This window comes from Nakamurella panacisegetis (assembly GCF_900104535.1).
Taxonomy (GTDB): domain Bacteria; phylum Actinomycetota; class Actinomycetes; order Mycobacteriales; family Nakamurellaceae; genus Nakamurella; species Nakamurella panacisegetis.
Window position 1 is genome coordinate 918616 of the sequence record NZ_LT629710.1, and the last position, 21444, is coordinate 940059.

At 71.3% G+C, this 21444-nt stretch carries 12 protein-coding genes; 5 read left to right on the forward strand and 7 right to left on the reverse strand.

The genetic code is table 11. The features are described from left to right. Positions 1-118 precede the first annotated feature (118 nt). Positions 119-1780 (forward strand): DNA repair helicase XPB, encoded by a 1662-nt coding sequence (locus BLS97_RS04030; protein ID WP_172832205.1) that lies wholly within the window; start codon positions 119-121, stop codon positions 1778-1780. Positions 1781-1825: 45 nt separating this feature from the next. Here the strand turns inward: BLS97_RS04030 and BLS97_RS04035 are convergent, their stop codons facing one another. From BLS97_RS04035 to BLS97_RS24140, 4 genes are all read right to left on the reverse strand, one after another. Beyond that, positions 1826-4051, reverse strand: a complete 2226-nt coding sequence (locus BLS97_RS04035; protein ID WP_090474702.1) for a transglutaminase-like domain-containing protein — start codon at positions 4049-4051, stop codon at positions 1826-1828. After that, complete coding sequence (locus BLS97_RS04040; protein ID WP_090474703.1) at positions 4048-5349, reverse strand: DUF58 domain-containing protein; 1302 nt, start codon at positions 5347-5349, stop codon at positions 4048-4050. The genes BLS97_RS04035 and BLS97_RS04040 overlap by 4 nt, the downstream gene beginning before the upstream one ends. Then, entirely contained in the window at positions 5349-6332 is a 984-nt protein-coding gene (locus BLS97_RS04045) for an AAA family ATPase (protein WP_231988345.1), read from the reverse strand. The genes BLS97_RS04040 and BLS97_RS04045 overlap by 1 nt, the downstream gene beginning before the upstream one ends. A gap of 74 nt (positions 6333-6406) precedes the next feature. Further along, a complete protein-coding gene (locus BLS97_RS24140; protein WP_090474705.1) occupies positions 6407-12625 on the reverse strand; it encodes a fibronectin type III domain-containing protein in 6219 nt (2072 codons plus the stop codon). Between the two features lie 209 nt (positions 12626-12834). Between BLS97_RS24140 and BLS97_RS04055 the strand changes: the two genes are divergently transcribed. Next, entirely contained in the window at positions 12835-14109 is a 1275-nt protein-coding gene (locus tag BLS97_RS04055) for a type 1 periplasmic-binding domain-containing protein (RefSeq protein ID WP_157695167.1), read from the forward strand. Between the two features lie 4 nt (positions 14110-14113). Here BLS97_RS04055 and BLS97_RS04060 read toward each other — a convergent pair whose 3' ends face one another. Then, positions 14114-15505, reverse strand: a complete 1392-nt coding sequence (locus BLS97_RS04060; protein ID WP_090474707.1) for an MFS transporter — start codon at positions 15503-15505, stop codon at positions 14114-14116. Between the two features lie 112 nt (positions 15506-15617). Between BLS97_RS04060 and BLS97_RS04065 the strand changes: the two genes are divergently transcribed. Then, on the forward strand, positions 15618-15866 hold the full coding sequence (locus tag BLS97_RS04065; protein WP_090474708.1) for a hypothetical protein: 249 nt from the start codon (positions 15618-15620) through the stop codon (positions 15864-15866). Here the strand turns inward: BLS97_RS04065 and BLS97_RS04070 are convergent. Then, positions 15856-17703 (reverse strand): NAD-binding protein, encoded by a 1848-nt coding sequence (locus tag BLS97_RS04070; protein ID WP_172832206.1) that lies wholly within the window; start codon positions 17701-17703, stop codon positions 15856-15858. The genes BLS97_RS04065 and BLS97_RS04070 overlap by 11 nt on opposite strands. A gap of 128 nt (positions 17704-17831) precedes the next feature. Between BLS97_RS04070 and BLS97_RS04075 the strand changes: the two genes are divergently transcribed. Together BLS97_RS04075 and BLS97_RS04080 are read left to right on the forward strand one after the other, a co-directional pair. Next, complete coding sequence (locus BLS97_RS04075; protein WP_090474709.1) at positions 17832-18389, forward strand: TIGR03086 family metal-binding protein; 558 nt, start codon at positions 17832-17834, stop codon at positions 18387-18389. Positions 18390-18471: 82 nt separating this feature from the next. After that, on the forward strand, positions 18472-19269 hold the full coding sequence (locus tag BLS97_RS04080) for a helix-turn-helix domain-containing protein (RefSeq protein ID WP_090474710.1): 798 nt from the start codon (positions 18472-18474) through the stop codon (positions 19267-19269). Between the two features lie 118 nt (positions 19270-19387). On the opposite strand, the gene groL is transcribed toward BLS97_RS04080, so the two are convergent. Then, a complete protein-coding gene (gene groL / locus BLS97_RS04085; protein ID WP_090474711.1) occupies positions 19388-21007 on the reverse strand; it encodes a chaperonin GroEL in 1620 nt (539 codons plus the stop codon). Positions 21008-21444: the final 437 nt, after the last annotated feature.

Genomic DNA, 21444 nt, shown 5'->3' on the forward strand with positions numbered 1-21444 from the left:
GCTAACCGGGGATTCGTCGGTTGTGATGACGCACTCACCGGCCAACCGGCAGAAACGGGCACACTGGACAGGTTGCACTCGCCACGCCCAACGGCACCACCCAAGCAGAAGGACCCACGTGACCGACGGACCCCTGATCGTCCAGTCCGACAAGACGCTGCTCCTGGAGATCGGGCACCCCGACGCGCCGGCCGCCCGGGCCAACATCGCACCGTTCGCCGAACTCGAGCGCTCGCCCGAGCACATCCACACCTACCGCATCACGCCCCTGGCCCTGTGGAACGCCCGCGCCGCCGGCCACGACGCCGAACAGGTGGTCGATGCGCTCGTCCGCTGGTCCCGGTTCCCGGTGCCGCAGGCGCTGCTGGTGGACGTGGTCGACACCATGGCTCGCTACGGCCGGCTGGTGCTGCAGACCCACCCGACCCACGGCCTGATCATGATCAGCACGGACCGCGCCGTCATGGCCGAGATCCTGCGGAACAAGAAGGTCGCGCCGATGCTGGGCGCCCGGATCGACGAGGACACCGTCGTCATCCACCCGTCCGAGCGCGGAAACCTCAAGCAGGTGCTGCTCAAGGCCGGCTGGCCGGCCGAGGACCAGGCCGGATACGTCGACGGCGAGGCCCACCCGATCGCCCTGGACAATGCCAACTGGGAACTGCGCAGCTACCAGGCCGACGCCGTCGAAGGTTTCTGGCAGGGCGGTTCGGGGGTCGTGGTGCTGCCCTGCGGGGCCGGAAAGACGCTGGTCGGGGCGGCGGCCATGGCCAAAGCCGGGGCGACCACGCTGATCCTGGTCACCAACACCGTCTCCGGCCGGCAGTGGCGGCGAGAGTTGTTGGCCCGCACCACGTTGACCGAGGACGAGATCGGCGAGTACTCGGGCGAGCGCAAGGAGATCCGTCCGGTCACCATCGCCACCTACCAGGTGATGACCCGCAAGTCCGGGGGCGTGTACCGGCATCTGGACCTGTTCGACTCCCGCGACTGGGGCCTGGTCATCTACGACGAGGTCCATCTGCTGCCCGCCCCGGTGTTCCGGATGACGGCCGATCTGCAGTCCCGCCGCCGCTTGGGCCTGACCGCCACCCTGGTCCGCGAGGACGGCCGCGAAGGTGACGTCTTCTCGCTGATCGGACCCAAACGGTTCGACGCGCCGTGGAAGGACATCGAGGCCCAGGGTTGGATCGCGCCGGCCGAGTGCATCGAGGTCAGGGTCACTCTAACCGACGCCGAGCGGCTGGCCTACGCGGTCGCCGAACCGGAGGACCGGTACAAGATCGCGGCCACCGCCCGGACCAAGATGCCGGTGGTGCAGGCGATCCTGGACAAGCACCGCGGTGAGCCGACCCTCGTCATCGGCGCCTACCTCGACCAGCTGGAGGAACTGGGGGCGGCCCTGGACGCACCGATCATCCAGGGCTCGACCAAGAACGTCGAGCGGGAGCGGCTGTTCGACGCCTTCCGGTCCGGGGAGATCACGACCCTGGTCGTGTCCAAGGTGGCCAACTTCTCCATCGACCTGCCGGAGGCGACGATCGCCGTCCAGGTGTCGGGGACCTTCGGTTCGAGGCAGGAGGAGGCCCAGCGCCTCGGTCGCCTGTTGCGCCCGAAAGGTGATGGGCGCCAAGCCCACTTCTACTCGGTGGTCTCCCGCGACACCCTGGACACCGATTACGCGGCGCACCGTCAGCGGTTCCTGGCCGAGCAGGGCTACGCCTACCGGATCACGGACGCGGACGACCTGCTGGGCCCGGCCGTCCCGGGCGGCGAATGACCGACCAGGTCCGCGGCGGCTGAGCCGACCGACCCGGGCCGTGACTCAGCGGCCGGCGGAGGCGAACGACGCCAGGGACACCCGGGCCCGCCAGCGGGCGGCGAAGGGCAGGCCGCGCAGGATGTCCCGCCTCCGATCGGCCACCGTCAACCATTGGGTCACGGCCACATGTTCGGCCACGGCGGCGGGCGAGAACTCCGCGGCGTCGGCGACGGTGGCCATGTACCCCGAGTCGATCGCCAGCGCGGCGGCCAGGCCGGCCGCGATCTCGGTTCGGGTCTGGGCCGCGCCGGGCCGGTAGCCGGCGTCCACCGCCGCGTCGAGCACCTCGCGCCAGGCCGATCTGATCCGCGCCCCGGGCTCGGCGATCCGGCTGCGGCGTCGGCGCCGCAGCGCCTTGACGCCCAGTATCAGCAGCACCGGCCCGGCGAGCAGCACCAGCAGCGCCGCGAGGGCCAGGGCCACCCAGACCCACCACGGCGTCACGTGCGGTGCGGCCGGAAGACGCGGCGGGGCCGGGGCGGCTGGGTCCCGCAGATGCTGGGAGTCACTGGACCCGATCGTCGCCGAATCGGCTCCGGCCGCGGCCGGTGGCGGTTGGTTGTTGCTCACGTGCCGGCCCGCCTGAGCCTGAGGTTGCTGGTCCAGGCTCGTCCGGGTCCGCGACGGGGTCGGATCGAACGCCACCCACCCCCAGCCGTCGAACGGCACCTCGACCCAGGCCGTGACGTCCGCGCCGGTCAGCGGGACGGTCCCCTGCGCGCCGGCCGGAACCAGGTAGCCGACGGCCACCCGGGCCGGAATACCGAGCGACCGGGCCAGGACGGCCATCAGGGCGGCGTACTGCTCCTGATCACCGACCATGCCGGATCCGGCGACCATACCCAGCAGGCGGTCGAGCCCGTGCCCGGACGGGGAGCGCAGTTGGCCGCCCTTGCCGTCACTGAAGTACCCGTCCCGGGCCAGACCGGTGGCGAGCGCCGCGAGTTGGGCGGCCGGCCCTGACACCCCGACGGTGTACCGGCCGGCGATCACCCGCAACGCGTCCGGGATCGGGGGCGTGGCCGGGAACCCAACGGCGGCGATCGAACGGCCGGCCAGCTGCTGGACCGCCGGAACGGCGGGGACCACCGTCGATTCGGTCCAGGTGTCGCCGACCTGCCACCCGTCCGCGAGCAGTCCGGTCGACGCCGGAACCGAGTACCGGAATCCCTCGGTCAGCGCACCGGCCCGCGGACCGGAGAAGGTCACCGACCGGAGCTGGCCCAGCATCGGTGCGTACGCGCCGTGATAGCCGGCCACCTGCACCTGCACGGTCCGCGCGGTGCCGACCGACGAGTCGATCACCGGACGATCGGTGCGGTCGCCGATTCGGGCGAACGGACCTTCGGCGGCGGTGGCGGTGAAGACCTGACCGTCATAGGAGTCGAGCGAGGCCAGTCGGAGCCGATCGCCCGCGACCACCCCCGTCACCTCGAAGTCGATGGTCGCGGCGTCGTCCTTGACGTTCCGGCGGAAGTCCGACAACGGGCTCGGCAGCATCGCCGGGTCGACCGGGACGGCCAGATCGGTGCGCAGCGCCAACCGGGCCGAGCCGCCGCCGGGTGTGGCCGCGCCGGAGACACCGACCCAGGACGCGACCAGCCCGGCCACCAGCAGCAGGGCCACCGCGGTGAACGGGCGGCGCCAGCGGGCCGCGGCGGACCCGACTCGCTGCACCTCCTGCTGACGACGCCAGCTCAGCCAGCCGAACGCGACCACGACGCAGCCGCCGCCCACCGCCGCCGCCGCGGAGCCGACGCCCGACGCCTGGCCCAGCAACGCGCATCCGGCGAACCCGGCGGCCACCGGGAGCAGCGCGAACTGGTGACGGCGGGTGTCGGCGATCAGCCCGGCCACTCCGGTGACCAGCGCGCCGATCAGCAGCGGCGGCACGAGCAGGTCTCCGGTGGTGCCGATCGGTGCGGCCACGGTCAACATGTCGCGCCAGCCCGTGACCAGGCCGCGCACGGTGACCTGCGGACCGGACAGGACGGCGACCCAGGAACCGGCCAGCACCACCAGCAGGGCGGCGATCGGTGCGGCCACTAATCCGGACCAACCCAACCGGGTGGCCGCGGCGAAGACGAGACCGACCAGCAGCGCGCCGGTGGCCGCGGCCGCCACCGGGGCCACCCCGCCGTACACCGGCACCAGCAGCAGTGTCGGGAGTACGGCCAGGAGCACCAGAACGCCCAGATCCACCAGCCGGTACCGCAACTCCGAGGTCACCGGCGGACCCCCCGCCCGGTGGCGCCCGAGCGCAGCGCGATGGGTAGTTCGGCCAGTTCGCGGACGGTGACGGTGTCTCCGGCCAGATATCCGCCCTGGACATCCGAGGCCGCCCCGTGCACGCGGACGCCGAGGAGCGTCGCACCGGGCGGCTTCGTGTCGTAGGCCGCCCGCACCTGCGCCGCGGTGACGGTCGAGCCGAACACCTGGATCAGCAACGACAGGTTCGGATGACGACGAACGGCCGCCTTGGCCGTCGGAACCAGGGCGCCCGCTCCGCTCAGTTTCTGCAGGGCCGCGTACTGGTCGAGGACCCCGGGCACCGCGACCCCGCGGATGTCGCCCGCCGCGACTCCCCCGACCACCTCGCGCCCGGCGCGCAGCAGGTCCCCGGTGATCGATGCCGCGCAACTCACGGCCAGCTCGAACTCGTCGTCGTCGAAGTAGTCCGCCGGGTCGGTGGACAGCACCACCACGACCATCGACCGACGCGTCTGGAGGAACTCCCGGACCAGCAGCGTCCCGGTGCGGGCCGTCTTCTTCCAGTGGACGTGCCGACGGTCGTCTCCGGGCACGTAGTCCCGCAGCGAATGGAACGACAGGTCGCTGGCCGTCCGTACGCTCGACTCCTCGCCCTCCAGGTCGCGGACGAAACCGGCCAGGGTGGTGGCCGACCGGACCGTCCTCGGGTGGACGTACACCTTCTCGGCCAGCGGCCACCCGACCACCCGGCGGATCAGGCCGAGGACGTCACCGCGGATCGCCCGGACCGGGCCGACGACCAGCACGGTCCGCCGCTGGGTCGGCACCGGCAGGATGACGTCGTGGGCGCCGTGCCCGGGCAGCGACGGGATGGTCACGGTGAAGGTGGCCGGCGCGTCCACGTCGGCCGAGCTGCGCACCTTCAGTTCCATCGCGGCCGGCATCAGTCGTCGGCGCGAGGTGTTCTGCACCCGCACGCCGACCCGGCCCGGCTCGCCGGCCACCAGCCGGCGGTCGGACACGCGCAGCTGAAGGGCGAAGGCGAAGCGGCCCAATGACATCGCGACGCAAACCAGGAAGATCAGGGCCAGCGCCAGGCCGATGCCGGTCCATTCGGTCCACCCGGTGGCGACCCCGACGGCGATCGACACGACCATGGCGACCAGTACCGTCCAGCCGAGCGAGGTGACCACGCGCAACGCCCCGCGCCAGCCGTCGCCGGCCGCGTCGAACGGGGTGGCCGAGTCCTCCTCCGGGGGAGACGGGGGACGCTGGACCCGGTGCCTCGACACCGGGGCGGACCGCCGGCCGGTCATCAGGTGTCGGTCCGCGGCGGCGGTACCTGGGCCAGCACCGCGGTGATCACGTCGTCGGCGCTGACGCCGTTGAACTCGGCCTCGGCGTGCACCGCGATCCGGTGGGTCAGGACGGGCCGCACGAGGACCTTCACATCGTCGGGGGTCACGTAGTTGCGGCCCTGCGAGGCCGCTCTGACCTTCGCCGTCCGCAGCAGCGCGATGGCGCCGCGCTGCGAGACACCGAGCGCCACGTCGTCGACGGCCCTGGTGGCCTCCACCAGGGCGGTGATGTAGCGGAACAGGGCCGGGTCGACGTGAACGCGCGATGCGTCGCCGGTCATGTCCAGGATGACCGCCGGGGTGGTCATGGCGGACAGGGTCAGCCGGCTCGACCGGGTGCCGACCGCGCCCAGGATGGACAGCGCCGCGTCGGTGCCGGGATGCCCGAGGCCGGTTCGCATCAGGAACCGGTCGAGTTGCGCTTCCGGCAACCGGTAGGTGCCGGCCTGCTCTATCGGGTTCTGGGTGCCGATCACCATGAACGGAGCCCCGACCGGCCGGGTGACGCCGTCGACGGTCACCGCCGCCTCCTCCATCACCTCCAGCAGGGCGGACTGCGTCTTGGGTGACGCGCGGTTGATCTCGTCGGCCAGCACGATGGAGGCGAAGATCGGGCCCGGGTGGAACTCGAACTCGCTCGTCCGCTGGTCGAACACGGTGACGCCGGTGAGGTCGGACGGCAGCAGGTCGGGGGTGAACTGGATCCGCGAACTGGTGCCGGAGATGCTCGACGCCAAGGCCTTGGCCAGGGTCGTCTTACCGGTGCCGGGCACATCCTCGAGCAGCAGGTGACCCTCGGCCAGCAGACACACGAAGGCCAGCCGGATCACGTCGGGCTTGCCCACCACCACGCGCCCGACATGGCCGACCAGCTGCTCGAAGTGGTCGTGGAAGGCCGCGGCCTCTTCGACGCTCAGGACGGGGGCGGCAACGGCGGTCACGGTGTGTTCCTCACGCTGGAAGTTCGGTGTGCGGGGCGGTTCGGGGGCCGGCCGGGCTGTCGGAAGGCGACGGCTCAGCATCCGGACGCGCCTGACCCGGTCAACGCCGGGGCCCGGTACCAGAGCCCGTCGACGTCGACGTACCAGTTCGACGACGTGGGCGGTGAGGTCGTCGTGGTCGGCGTCGTCGGGGTGGTCGGATCGGTCGGCGTCGTCGGGCCGGTGGTCGGCGGGGTGGAGACCGGGTGATCATCCCCCGGGTCCTGGTTGTAGGTCGCCCCGGTCCGGCAGTACCGCACCTGCACCGTCGTTCCGTTGGGCTGCCAGGTCCCGTCACAGGACGCCCGGTCGAGCACCCAGTCACCGCCGTAGGAAGCCGATGCGGCGCAGGTGCCACCCAGGCTGCCGCCGTCCACCTGGTAGGAGAACACCGGCGGGGTCGAGTAGGACTTCTGGTCGGCGTCGGTGCAGGTGGCGGGATCGGTGACGCAGAACCTGGCGTCGGCGGTCACCGTCGTGCCCCAGTGGGCGTCGCCGGTCCAGGTCCCGCTCCCGGCGTCGACCCCGGCGACCTCCGTACCGCCGACCTTGATGGTGACAGTGCGGGCTCCGACCGGCCGGCCGCCGGAATCGGGCCACGTCCAGCGCACGGTCACCGTGGTCGGTGCGCTGTCGGGCGCGGAGATGTCGGTGATCACCGGCTTGCCCGGCGGTCCGAACGGGGTGACGGTGACGGACGGGCTGGCCGGCGAACAGGTCAGGGTGGACGGCCCGGACTCGGTGTTGCAGACGCGGACGGCCACGGAGTACGGGTGACCGTTGGTCAGACCGGTGAGGACAGCCGAGGCGTCGGACGCCAGGTCCCGCCAGCCGCCGCCCCCGACCTGGTACTGGTAGCCGCGCACGGTGCTTCCCGGGGTGGTCCCCCCGCTCGCCCCGACCGCAACGGTGGTGTCACCCGGGGTCAGTTGCGGCGGCCCCGGTGCGGTCGGCGTGATCCACGGATCGATGACCACCCGGGCCGACTCCGGCCCGACACCGCGGCTGTTCATGGCCGCCACGCTGAACGTGACCGGTGCCGTGCCCGACACGGAGCGGATGGTGGGGCTGTCGGCGTGCTGGTCGACCGGCAGGCCGTCCTGCAATAAGCGGTAGGACGACACAGCCACTCCGCCGTCGTCCGGGGGCGCCGACCAGGTGATGCGGACGCGCTGCATCGATCCGTCGTACAGATAGGTCGCGACCACGCCGATCGGGGCGGCCGGCACCCCGGACGGGATCACCGGCGCGCTGAGCTCCGACCATGGCCCGTCACCGAACGCGTTGGTCGCCCTGACCTGGAACTGGTACTGGCTTGCACTGTCCAACCCGGACGCCTGGAACGGACTCGTCCGGCCGGTCACCGTCGCCACCACGGTGCCGTCGATCACCTCTCGGAGGGTCATCGTGGTGACCGGTGTGAAATCCCCGGTGGGCTGGGTCCAGGTGACCCGGACCGTGCCGCGGCCCAGGTAGGCGGCGACCGGAGCGGCCGGAGCGGCCGGGAGGGCATCGGGGACCACCGCTGCCGACACCGGCGACGGTGGCGAGTTCCCGATCGCGTTGTGGGCGATCACGCTGAATCGGTAACCGTCGCCCGCCTGCAGGCCGTCCAGCCGACAGGATGGGGCGTTCCCTGGACAGGTCTGGCTGATGCCGTTGCCGCTGACCGTGTAACCGGTGATCGGGGCACCGTTCGGATCGGCCGCCGCCCAGGTGAGCTCCACGCTGTGCGCGGACAGGGTGCCGGCGACGACCGACGGCGTGCCCGGTGCCGACGGGACGTCCTGGGTGGTGACGGTCAGGGTCCCGGCGACCGCCCGGTCCTGGTCCTTCGTCCCGTCGGTGACCTGGAAGCCGATGACGATGTCCCCGACGTATCCGGGCGACGGGACCACGGTGATCTTCGAGCCGCTCAGAGTCGGCCCGCTGCGTACCCCGGCCGCGCCTGCGGTCACCTTCACCGACCCGACGGTCAGGCCGAGTCCGATCGGGTCGGAACTGCCGGTCAGGACGTCGGCCGTCACCGGCACGCCGCCGCGGCCGCCGCTGATGTGCTGGGAGACCAAGGTGGCCAACGGTTTACGGGATCCGGTGGCCCGGGCGGTGACCACCGCGCGGCCGATCTTGCCCTGGTCGTCGGTGACCTGGACCGGCAGGGTGAACTCGGTCCCGCGAGGGACACCGAGCGGGACGGTGACGGTCAGGACGCTGCCGTTGATCGAGTCGGTGACCCCGGCCGGCGTAGCTCCGGCCGAGTACACCAGCCCCGCCGCCTGCGAGGTGTCGAACGTGGTGGTCAGCGGCCGCAGGTCGACCTGAGCCGACTGGCCCACCTCCACCGGCAGCAGCGTGTTGTCCAGCTGCGGCGCCGGGATCACCTTCGGCACGATGGTCACGGCCAGACCGAGCACGACCGGTGGCCCCGAGCCGCTGTTGATCGGCACGTAGACCACTGCGGCCCCGCCGGCGGTGGCCGGCGCGGTCAACCGGAAAGCGTTGGCGGACAGCCGGATCGCCGCACCCTGGGTGGCGCGCAGCGCCGGGTCGGCAGCGATCTGTGGCGTCCCGGTGGCCACGGCCACCTGGTCGGCGATCAGCACGGTGACCGATCCCCCGGCTTCTAGCGAGATGACCGGGGCACCGACGAGAAGTCGCGGCGGGTCGAGCTGGGTCCGCGGTGGGACCACCACGAACGCGGTCGCCGTGCCGCCGTCGTTGTTGCGGGCGCGGTAGGCGACCACCTGCCGGTGGTCCGACAGCGTCACCCGCAGGCTGTACCGGCCGTCCATGACGGCGACCGTCGCCGACACCGGGTCGACCGAGATGGTCAGCTGGTCACGCCGGCCGCTGCGGTTGGTGACGTGGTCGGACACGTCGACGTTCACGGTCGCGGCGCCCGCCTGGATGGCCGACGGCGGGACGAAGACGTCGGTCGCCTCCGGCGGCGGGACAGGCGCGTCCTTGCTCACCGTGAGGCTGATGGCCCCGGTCGCGGCCAGGTGCTGGGTGTTGATCACGTTGTAGCGCAGGCTGATCTGCGTCGGTCTGTTCGGTGCGGTCACCACCAGGCCGTCGCCGTCGCGAACCACACTCACCCCGCTCGGCGCCTCGAAGGCCGGGGACGCGAACGTGACGCTCCGGCCGCCCGGATCGACGACGCTGGCCAACGGCTCGATGCGGATGCTGCGGCCGGGCCGGACGGACGCGCTCAGATCGGGGGCGATCGGCGGCGCGGCCTCCTGGAGCGGCGGGACCACCAGTACGGTGGCCGTGCCGACCGCGGTCTTGCCGTACGGGTCGGTCACCCGGTAACTGATGCGATCCACCCCGGGCGTCCGGAAAGCGGTGTAGGACAACGAGTCCGCGCCGGAAAGGGAGACCGATCCCAGGGGCGCCTCCGGTTGCTGCAGCGACGAGGTGACCACCCAGTCGCCGTCCGGATCGATGCCGTCCAGGGGCAGGGCGACTGTGATCGACCCCCCGGCGAACACCCGGGCCACGACCGGGGCGGGCGACGCCGGCGGCCGGTCGACGGACGCGTCGGCCCCCACCACGGTGATGCTCACCGCGGAGCGAGCCTGCACCGGTTCGGTGGGTGTACTCGACGCGGCCATCGCGGTGTAGCCGAAGGTGATCGGTCCGGCCGGAGCGATCGCCGGGGCCAGATAGCGGATCTCGCTCCCGGTGGAGAACGCCCGGCCCGGAATCGCGGCGACCTCCGCGGCGTCCAGGACGGCGGTGACCTGGGTGCCGTCCTGCGCGTAGGCGTGATCGGCCACCGGGATGGTCACCGCATCCCCGGCCCGGACGGTCACCGAGATGGGCGTCGCGACCGGGGGCGGTGCCGCAGCGGTGGCCGGTACCGGCACCACTCGGATCTGTCCCGGTTGATCGGCGTGGCCGTCGTAGAGGTCGTAGGCGAGGGTGACCTCGCGGGCGAGCTGACGCGGCGACTCGATCCGCACCAGGTGCAGGTCCGACACCGCGGCGGTCAGGCCGGCCCAGGCCGGGACGTCGACCCGGCGTACGGCCAGGCCGGCGCCAGCCGGGTCGGAGTCGTTGGCCAGTGGGTCGACCACGGCCGAACCGCCGGCTGGGAGGTAGGCCACGTCGACCATCGGGACCGCGGCCGCGGCGCCGGCGGTGAAGTCGGCCCGGAGCACTCCGGTGGTGGCATGGTCACCGGTCGCGGCCTCGAAGCTGAAGTAGTAGGTGCCAGCGGCCGAAGACGAGACGGAGATCCGTCGACCGTCCGGGCTGACCGTCGCCGTGGCCCCTGCGTCCGGCCCCTCTGCGGTGACCTTGCTGATGACCACCGGCTTGGCCGAGGCGGTGGTCAGGGTGCGGGTGGGGTCGGTCTGGATCGTGGACCCGGCCCGACCGTGCGCATAGACCGGGAACGAGACCGGCGCGCTGGAACCGACGTCGGTGATGCTGACCGCCATCACCCCGGAGGTCCGGGTCCGGCCGTCGGACACGACGAACTGCACCCGACGGTCAGAGCCGATTCCGGTACCGGTGCTGCGATAGGTGATCGATCCATCCGGGCGGAAGGACACCACATCACCGGCGTCGGTGACGGCCGACTCCAGGTACAGGTCGTCACCGACCGGCGAGTAGTAGTCGTCCAGGACGTTGTAGGTGATGGTCGCCCCGGCCTCGACGTCGGCCGCCGGGCGGCGGATCCGGACCGGCGCCTTCGACTCGCCGGGCGGGGCAACGGTGACGGTGACCGACGCCTCGGCGGTGCCGCCGCGGCCGTTGCCGACCTGGTACCGCAGCACCGGCAACACTCCGGTCGCCTCCGGGGCGGTGCTGACCTGCAGCGCGGTCCCGCCGGCGACCACGCTGACCGTGCCGACCGAGGCCGGCCAGGCCGAGACCCCGGTGATCACCACCGACGTGCAGTCGGTCGTCGGGTCGTTGTCGAGCACCCGCAGCACGGTCTCCCGACCGGCCCTGACCCCGTACTCGTCATTCTGTGCGTGTGGCTTGCCGATCGGCACCGAGGTGCAGCTCGGCGGGGGTGGCGGGGTCTGGTCGGAGGCGTTCTGATTCTGCACACCGGTCTTGTCGGGATCGGAGACAGCCGGCGGCGCAACGTCGTTCCAGTTGTCCACCACCCGGAAATCGTCCGAGGCGAGGAAGCTCAGGCCGGTGACGGAGTCGTTCACGGTGACGACGTCACCGACGGCCGCCAGGTGCAGGACCGATGCGCCGGTGGTGCCGTCAAGGCGCCGCGGGATGGCCGGAGCACCTGGACAGAGCCGCTCCCCCGCCGTCAGGGTCCCGCCCCAGACGGCGTAGACGCACCCACCGGCGACGACGGGGCGGACGGCACCAGCGGTGCCGGTCACGACGGCGGACGTGGTCACCGCCCCGGAGTCCAGGTCGACCGACAGCAGGCTGGTCGGCGTCTGCAGGTACACCATGGACGCCGCCGGCCCCGGCTGCTGCAGCACCGCGGCCTCGATGCGTTGGCCAAGGGGCAGCACGAAGCGGTGGCCGGCCACCCGAAGGGTCCGATCCGTCCGGTCGAGGACGACGGGCGTTTCCCCGACCGCGGTCAGCTGGATGTCGGACCCGGACGGCGACGCGCCCGCGGTCCGTCCACCGGCCACCGGGACGGTGCCGACCGACCCGTCCAGGCGCCCGACCGTGATCCGGTCCGAGCCGGGCGCCACGGCCAGGACCGTGCCGGCGGTGGTGACGGCCAGCGTCGGGCGGGCCCCGATCGTCGCCTTCTGCTTGACCAGGTGCGAATCGACCGAGGCGACGGCGGTGGCTGCACCGAACCACAGGCGGCCGTCATTCCGGTCGGCGACCGCGACCACGCCGCCGGCGATCGCCACCTCGGCGTTGTCCGGAACGGCGGCCCGGGCTCCGACGGTGACGGTCGCCTGATCGACGAGGGTCAACTCATGGGCGGCCTTGTCCAGCAACAGCGGGGTACCGACGACCGGGTCCTGGAACAGGGCGACCGAACCCCTGACGGTCAGGGCCGAGTCGAGTTCGGCGGCGCTCGGGTTGATCCGGCCGACCAGGCTCTTGTCGGCGTTGAGGACCCAGGCCGAACGGTTGACCGGTGCCGGCGGTTGCTGGGCGAATCCGTGCTGGGTCGCCGCGACCACCCCGATGCCGACCAGGGCGACCGCGCACACTCCGGCGACGCCGCGGCCGGGCCCGATCCGCGAGGCATACCGGCGCACCCGGGACAGGGCAGGCCGGAGCCTCTGCGGTATCGCCGCCATCCCTCACCCCATATGTTCTTGCTCGCAGCCGCGGCACAAGGTGGTCAGCGGCACGAGTCGTGTGCGCTTCGTTCACCCAATCACATCCGGACCGTTGCTGACGAGCCCCGATCCCCACCCAACCGTTACCCGGGGTGGACCCGAACGCCCCCTCCATCACCCGTACGGGGCAGGGCCGGACGGTGCCGGACAGCCGGTACCGTGAATCCGTGTCCCGCCGATCGTTGTCGCTCGCGACCGCCGTGGTGATGACCTTGGCGGTGGGGGCCGCCGGGTGCACGTCAGGCGCCACGCTCGGCTCGACCGGCACGGTGAGCCTCAGCGCCCCACCGTCGCCGGGCCGGACCACCGCGGCCACCGCGTCCAGCAGCATGACGCTGACCCCGGTCACCCCGAACGGTCTTCTCGCCGGGGCCGGCGTCACCGACCGCACGATCACCTTGGGCATGCTGGTCAACGCCACCGAGGACCGCGGATTCAGCACCGGTGTGGCCTTGTGGGAGAAGACGGCCAACAGCGCGGGCGGCATCTGCGGGCGGCGCGTCCAGACCACCGCCAACCGGCCCTCCGAGTCCCTGGCCTACGCCTACGCCCGGATCGCAGGCGCCACGCTCGGGTTGATCACCCTCCCCTCGGAAGCCGAGACCCCGACCCTGGCCGCGCTGTCCAGCGCCGACCAGATCCCCACCCTGACCCTCGGCGGCAGTTCGTCGACCCTCACCCGGACCGGGCCGGTGGTCATCGGCGCCACCGCCGACATCGAGGCCATCAACGCCCTGGCCTACCTCCGCTCGGTCGGTCGGCTGCCGTCCGGGAGCACGCTGGGGGTGCTGACCGACTCGTCGGTCGACGCCGCCAACGCGTTGGCCGGGGCCCGCTGGTGGGCGGCCAGGAACTCCGTGTCGATCAACGCGAAAATGGTTGCCGCGTCGACTGTTCCGACCGATTGGGGATCGGTTCGAGCGGTCCTGGTGATGGCACCGGCGGCGCAGGTGGTGGCCACCGTCGATGCCACCAGGAACGACGTCGACATCGTCACCGACCTCCGCGGTTACGACCCCGGCACCATCACCGCGCCGGGCGGCCGCCTGCTGGTCACCCTGCCCACCCCGGCCTACGGATCGGACAACCCGGGCGCGGCCGCCGTGGCCAAGGAGTTCGTCGCCTCCGGGCAGACCAGTCCGGGAGCCGAACTCATCGCCGGCTACGGGGTCGGCGCCGCGTGGGGGCGGATCCTCACGCAGGCCTGCTCCGCCCGCACCCTGACCCACCAGGGTGTGGTGACGGCCATGACGACGGTCGGGCCGGCCTCGGTCGATTCCCTGTTCGGGCCCAGCGATCCCGGGTTGGTGGTGGGTTCGGCCCTGCCCGCCACTCGGGTCTCCTCGATCGCACGAGCCGATCCCAGCGCCCCGGCCGGCCTGCGACCGCTGATCTGGCTGCAGACCGCACCCGGTATCGCCGACTACGTCCCGGCCCGCTGACGTCTCAGGCCCGCGCCCGCAACGCGTCGCCGGAGTTGCGGTCGGCCCGGAGGGCCTCGACCACCGGGAACAGGGTCAATGCGGCGATGACGAAGAATGCGATGCGGTAGGCACCGTCCGGCTCGGCCAGATGGGTCCATCCGGCGATCGGGTCACCGGCCCGCAGCGCCACCGCGCCGACGGCCACGCCGAAGCCGATCGCCACCTGCTGAACCGTGGAGGACAGCGTGTTCGCTCCGGGCAGCTGCGGCTCCTCGACGTCGGCGAACGCGATCGTGTTGTAGGCGGTGAACCCGACCGAACGGGCCATGCCGCCGAACGTCAGGACGAGGATCACCAGCACCAGCGAGGTGTCCGACCGCAGCAGACCCTCGAGCGCCATGCTCAGTGCGGCTCCCGCGGTCGCGGCGACCATCACCGGGCGGAAGCCGAACCGCATCAGCAGCGGCGTGGTGGCCGGCTTGATGGCCAGGTTGCCGACGAAGACGAACAGCACCATCGCGCCTGCCTTCACGGGCGACCAGCCGAAGGCGTCCTGGAACATCAGCGGCAGCAGGAAGGGCACGGCGTTGACGGTCACCCGGAACACCGCGCCCCCGCGGTGGGACACCAGGAAGGTCGGCACCCGCAGGATGGTCAACTCCAGCAACGGGTGTGCGGTCCGGCGCAGATGCACGACGGAGGCCACCACCAGCACGATCGCGACCACCGCGACGGCCGCCGATGCGGCCGGCACCACGTCCGCGCTGGCCAGCATGTCGGCCAGTACGACCAGGGCAGCCACGGCCAGGCAGGTCAGCGCCAGGCCGGCCCAGTCCAGTCCGGGGGGCGGTTGCTCCGCCCGCTGCGGGATCAACCGGAGGGCCACGACGAACGCCACGACGCCAAGAGGCACGTTGACCAGGAAGATCCAGTGCCAGGTGAGGTAGGCGGTGAACAGGCCGCCGAGCAGCGGGGCGATCACCGGCGCGGCCAGGGCCGGCCAGGTCAGCAGGGCAATGGCCCGGATGACGTCGGCCTTGGCCGTGCTGCGCAGCACGGCCAGGCGTCCGACTGGCACCATCATGGCCCCGCCGATGCCTTGGAGAACCCGGAAGGCGGTCAGCTCGACGACGTTCGTGCTGAGCGCGCACAGCACCGACGCCAGGGTGAACACGGCGATGGCGCTGAGGAAGACCCGCCGGACGCCGAGACGCTGGGTGATCCAACCGCTGAGCGGGATGAGTACGGCCAGGGTGAGCAGGTACGCCGTGATCGTGACGCCGATGTCGGCCGACGTGACGCCGAGCGACCGGGCCATCGAGGGTGCCGCCGTGGACACGATGGTGCCGTCCAGGTTCTCCATGAAGAACGTGCCGGCCACCAGGAGGGCAATGCTCCGCTGCCGTCGCTCCATCACACCGGCATCATTTCAAACGATTCGACCGGCCGTCGCCAGGGCCACTGCCGGCTCCGGGACGGTCAGCGCCGCAGTGGCGATCTCACCGTCGCCGGCGGACACTGGATTCATGGGCAGGCATCCGCACCCGCACCTGGCGCAGATCGACGAGTTCGGGCCAGAGGGTCGCCGGTCGGCGCACGACAAGCGCCGATTCGGCGTGGTTCTGCTGGGGCTGATCGCATTGCTGATCCTGATCGGTGCGGCCGTGATCAGCGTCGTCACCGACATCCCGCTGCAGTGGGACCAGCTGTTGTGGGCCCTGGTGCTGGTGCTCATCGGCTACGGCACGTTCCTGTGGGTGCGGCTCACCCGGTGACGTCGGGGACCGCCGGACGGTCGACGGCGAGCGGGTCATCGGCGAGCCGAGCCCGGTGCAGCACTCCGAGCAACTCCTCGTACGGTCCCACCAGATAGGCCAGGTCTCCGGCCTTGAATCGGGTGCCCCGGCGCGGCGGGTGCTCCATGCGACAGGTGTCCGCCCTGGTCAGGGCAATCACGCGGGTGTTGGCGGAGAGTTCGTTCATGGCCAGACCAGCGAGCGAACTGCCGGGCTCGACCGTCAGCCGGCTGACCATGAACGTCTGCTGAGCCACCGGGAACGACCCGAGCACCTCGAGGCCGAGTGCGGCGCCGACGAAGTACGGGGCGGTGAGCTCCTCGGTCGACTGGACGTTCTCGAACCCGAACCGCCGGGCCACGGTGCGTCCCAGGGACCGGTCGAACACCCTGGTCACCACCGGTACGGCCCCGGTTCCGGCCCATTGGGCGCTGAACATGTCCCGGACGGCGATCGCCGTCTCGATGTTCACCATGTCATTGCTCGTCATCACGGCCACCGCACTCGACTCGGCCACCCGGGCCGCATCCAGGGTGGACCGCAGGGTCGAGTCGCCGAAGATCACCGGGACGCCGAGCTCCCGGGCGTCGGCCAGGAAGCGGTTGCCGGAGTCCCGTTCCACCACCACCACCGCCCGGCCGGAGGCGACCAGCGCGGCGGCCACCCTGATGCCGAACGTGCCCAGCCCGACCACCACCACGTGCCCGGACAGGTTGCGGGCCCGGCGGCGGCCGATCGAATCGCCGAGTCGCCGGCTGACCAGCATGTCGGTCAGGAACGCCATCAGCACCGCGGTGCAGGTGATGCCGGCACACATCAGGAAGATGGCCCAGATCCGCAACCACGGCGCCTGGTCGACGAAGCTGAAATCGCCGTAGCCGACGGTGGCCACCGTCTCCGTGCTGAAGTACCAGGCATCCAGCCAGCTCATCTTCGGCGAGGCGTAGCCGACGGACAGCACGAGGCTGGACAGCACGACCAGGCCGGCCAGCACCGCGACTGCCTTGTACAGGCCGCGGTCGAAGTCGCGCAGGACGCCGACGATCGCGGTCAGCCCCCGCCGGAGGCGGCCCGGCCGAACCCGGACCGCATCGACCGCATCGTGTTCGAGATCGACGTTCTGGTGGGCGAAGTCCTCGGCCGTGCCGAGCATGGCCGCGACGTCGCCCGGCCGCACCGGGAAGTCCCGGCCCGGGCAGTCCACCACCGTCGCCGCGAGGTGGCCCGCCGCCGGACGGAGCACGGCGATCGGAGCCAGCGGGCCGAACAGGCCGCGGAGGGTCGAGGGGCGATCCACTGGGAGCCGGGCGAGGAGGAACGTCTCGTCACCGATCTCCATCGCGTGGATGCGGCGGCGCAGACAGGCCTCGACGATTCCCGGCACGGCCAGGTCGGCGACGTCCAGGACGGCACCTGGACCGTTGCCACCGGCCACCGCCCGACCGATGGCCTGGTTGCTGAGTTGCGCGACGACCCGGACGTCGTCGCGCAACTCCCGGGCGACGAGCGAGATCTCCAGGTTCGCGATCTCGCTCTCGACCACACACACCACCGCCCGGGCGGCCGAGATGCCGGCCGCGGTCAACGTGGCCGCCGAGTTGCCCTGGGAGACCACGATTCCGACCCCCCACGCGGCCACCACCTCGAGCTGCGTGCGATCGGCGTACTCGGCCAGCACCACCACCCGTTCCCCCGAGCGATGCAGCTGCTCGACGATCCGCAGCCCGATACCGCGCAAGCCGCACACGATGACGTGCCCGGCCACCGTGTCCGGGGCAACGGGTCCGGTGACCGGCGGAACGGCGAGTTCGGTCATCCCGACGACGGTAGGGACCGGACGTTTCCGTGAGGTGTCCGTCGTGGATCGTCCCGGCCCGGGGCCGGACCGCAAGGCTGTCGCATTCCTTCAAGCCGGGCGGGCAGCGGCGGATTAGCGTGGGGAACATGACTGATACCACCACCCTGGAATCCGTCCTGCGGAAGACCGGGGCCATCGTGGCCGGCGTCCGACCCGACCAGGGCCAACTACGGACACCCTGTGAGGACTATTCGGTTGATCAGCTGGTGCACCACATCGTCAGCTGGGTCAAGGTTTTCGCCAACGCCGGGGCCGGGGACCCGCAGCCGAAGGACCCGGAGGGGCAGACCATCGACAATGCCTCGGCCGAGTTCGAGCGGGCCGCGGCGAAGGCCGTGGCCGGATACGCGAAACTCGATGACGACGCCCCGGTCACCCTCAGTTCCGGGTCGATGCCGGCGGCGGCCTCGGTGGCCATGATGACCGGCGAGTACCTGGCCCACGGCTGGGACCTCGCGCGGGCCACCGGCCAACCGGTCGAGTACACCGACGCCGAGGCCGAGGCGGCCCGCATCGGCCTCACCCCGCTCCTGTCCCCCGAGTACCGCGGTCCGGGCATGCCGTTCGGTCACATCGTCGAGGTGCCGGACGACGCCTCCGGCCTTGACCGGTTCCTGGGGTTCGCCGGACGCTCGCCCCGCTAGCTCTCGGGTGCCCGCCGGCCGGCGGGGTGACCGCGGCCGGGCACACCGGGCCGTCGAACGGTTCCGGCTCTAGTCTGACGGCGTGACCGACACCCGGGGAATCCTGCACCCACAACGGGCTTTCGAGCACTTCCAGCTGCATCGGTTCCCGGCCGGCGAGACCCTGGGACCGTACGTCGACCGCTTCTGGTGCGTGAGCTGGGATCTGCCCCCGGGGGAATCGTTCGAGCAGCCGGTTCTCGCCCATCCGGTGGTCAACGTGGTCGTCGAGCCGGGCCGCGGTGCGGTCTACGGACCGACCAGTCGGTTGGGGCGGCAGCACCTGTCCGGAGCCGGGTGGGCCGTCGCGGCGATGTTCCGGCCCGGGGCGGCCCGGCCGTTCCTGGATGCCGCCCTGCGAGAGTGGGTGGACCGGGTGGTTCCGATCGACCGGCTGGGGGCCGCCGGCGCCGGCTTGGCCGACCGGATCTCCCAGGTGCCCGGCTCGTCGGACGAGGTGGATCGCTCGCGGGCGGATCTGCTGCGGTCCTTCATGGCCGGGCTGGCGCCGTCCGCCGTACCGGCTGACGTGCAGGACGCCGTCGCCGCCTCGGAGTTGATCGCCTCCGACCGCACGCTGTGCCGGGTGGAAGACCTGGTGGCGCGGACCGGGATCGAGACCCGCTCGCTGCAGCGCCTCTTCCGGGAGTGTGTCGGCTTCCCACCCAAGCGGGTGATCCGGCGGTACCGGCTGCTGGAGGCGGCCGAGGCGGCATCCGAGGGACGCCCGGTGGCCTGGGCCGACGTGGCCCGATCCCTCGGTTTCAGCGACCAGGCTCACCTGACCCGCGACTTCACCGCCGCCTTCGGGGTGTCCCCGGCCCGTTACGCCGGCGGCTGACGCCTGATCGGGCTGGGTCTCGGCGGGACGGCCGGCGCCGGGCCGGGACGCCGCAAGGGCGGCCCCACCGTGGTGGGACCGCCCTTGCGAGTGGTGCGTGGAGCGGGAGCGCTCGGACTCAGAAGTCCATGTCCCCGCCACCCGGCATGGCCGGGGCAGCGGACTTCTCCGGCTTGTCCGCGACGACCGCTTCGGTCGTCAGGAACAGGGCGGCGATGGACGCGGCGTTCTGCAGCGCCGAGCGGGTGACCTTGGCCGGGTCGATGATGCCGGCCGCGATCAGGTCCTTGTACTCGCCGGTGGCGGCGTCCAGGCCCTGGCCCGCAGGCAGGTTCTTGACCTTGTCCGCAACGACGCCGCCCTCGAGGCCGGCGTTGATGGCGATCTGCTTCAGCGGCGCCTCGATGGCGACCCGGACGATGTTCGCGCCCGTCGCCTCGTCACCGGTCAGCGTCAGGGTGGCCAGCGCCTTGGTGCCGGCCTGCAGCAGTCCGACGCCACCGCCCGCGACGATGCCCTCTTCGACGGCGGCCTTGGCGTTCCGCACAGCATCTTCGATGCGGTGCTTGCGCTCCTTCAGCTCGACCTCGGTAGCGGCACCGGCCTTGATGACGGCAACGCCGCCGGCCAGCTTGGCCAACCGCTCCTGCAGCTTCTCGCGGTCGTAGTCCGAGTCCGACTTGTCGATCTCGGCCCGGATCTGGGCCACGCGGCCGGCGATCTGCTCGGCGTCGCCGGCACCGTCGACGATCGTGGTCTCGTCCTTGGTGACGACGACCTTGCGGGCGGTACCCAGCAGGGCGACATCGACCGAGTCGAGCTTGAGCCCGACGTCCTCGGAGATGACCTGGCCACCGGTCAGGATCGCGATGTCCTGCAGCATGGCCTTGCGGCGGTCACCGAAGCCAGGAGCCTTGACGGCGACGGACTTGAAGGTGCCACGGATCTTGTTGACGACCAGGGTCGCGAGGGCTTCGCCGTCGACGTCCTCGGCGATGATCAGCAGCGGCTTGCCGGACTGCATGATCTTCTCGAGGATCGGCAGCAGGTCCTTGACCGCGGAGATCTTCGAGCCGTAGAGCAGGATGTACGGGTCGTCCAGGACGGCTTCCTGGCGCTCGGCGTCGGTCGCGAAGTACAGCGAGACGTAGCCCTTGTCGAAGCGCATGCCCTCGGTGAGCTCGAGCTCCAGGCCGAAGGTGTTGCTCTCCTCGACGGTGATGACACCTTCCTTGCCGACCTTGTCCATCGCCTCGGCGATGAGCTCGCCGATGGTGGCGTCGGCGGCGGAGATCGAGGCGGTGGCCGCGATCTGCTCCTTGGTCTCGATCTCGACGGCGTCTTCGAGCAGCTGAGCCGAGATGGCCTCGACGGCCTTCTCGATGCCGCGCTTCAGAGCCAGCGGGTTGGCGCCGGCCGCGACGTTGCGCAGACCTTCGCGAACCAGGGCCTGAGCCAGAACGGTGGCCGTGGTGGTGCCGTCACCGGCAACATCGTCGGTCTTCTTGGCAACTTCCTTGACGAGCTCGGCACCGATCTTCTCGTACGGGTCCTCGAGCTCGATCTCCTTGGCGATCGACACACCATCGTTGGTGATGGTCGGCGCGCCCCACTTCTTCTCCAGAACGACGTTGCGGCCGCGCGGCCCCAACGTCACCTTGACGGCGTCGGCGAGGATGTTCATCCCGCGCTCGAGCCCGCGACGCGCTTCCTCGTTGAAAGCGATCAGCTTGGCCATGAGGTGTAGATCCTCCAGATCGGCCGACCTCTTCTCCGCCGGTCAGCGTCAAGAAGTCGGTAAGCAATTGGCGTGTGGTCGGTCTCGACGATGCCCGCGACGGACGCACCTTCCGGTCCTTGACCATCGGAGGCCAATGGATCGGCCGGTACTCACCGGTTCGACCTGGCACTCACACTACTCGAGTGCCAATTCAGGTTTAGCACTCGGGGGCCGTGAGTGCAAGAAGTGGCGACCGGTACGGCTCGTCCCGCGCCAACCGGGAGAACGGCCGGACCACAGGCTCCGACCCCTTCTCACCACGGTCGTTCAGTGACATACTGTGACAGTGTCCACGTCGAATGCGCGACCTGTCTCACTCCTACGTGTAGTTCGGCGGAGCAATTTCCGTCCTTTTGCACTGTTCACACTCTTCGTTGTCGCCGTGGTTGCCTCGT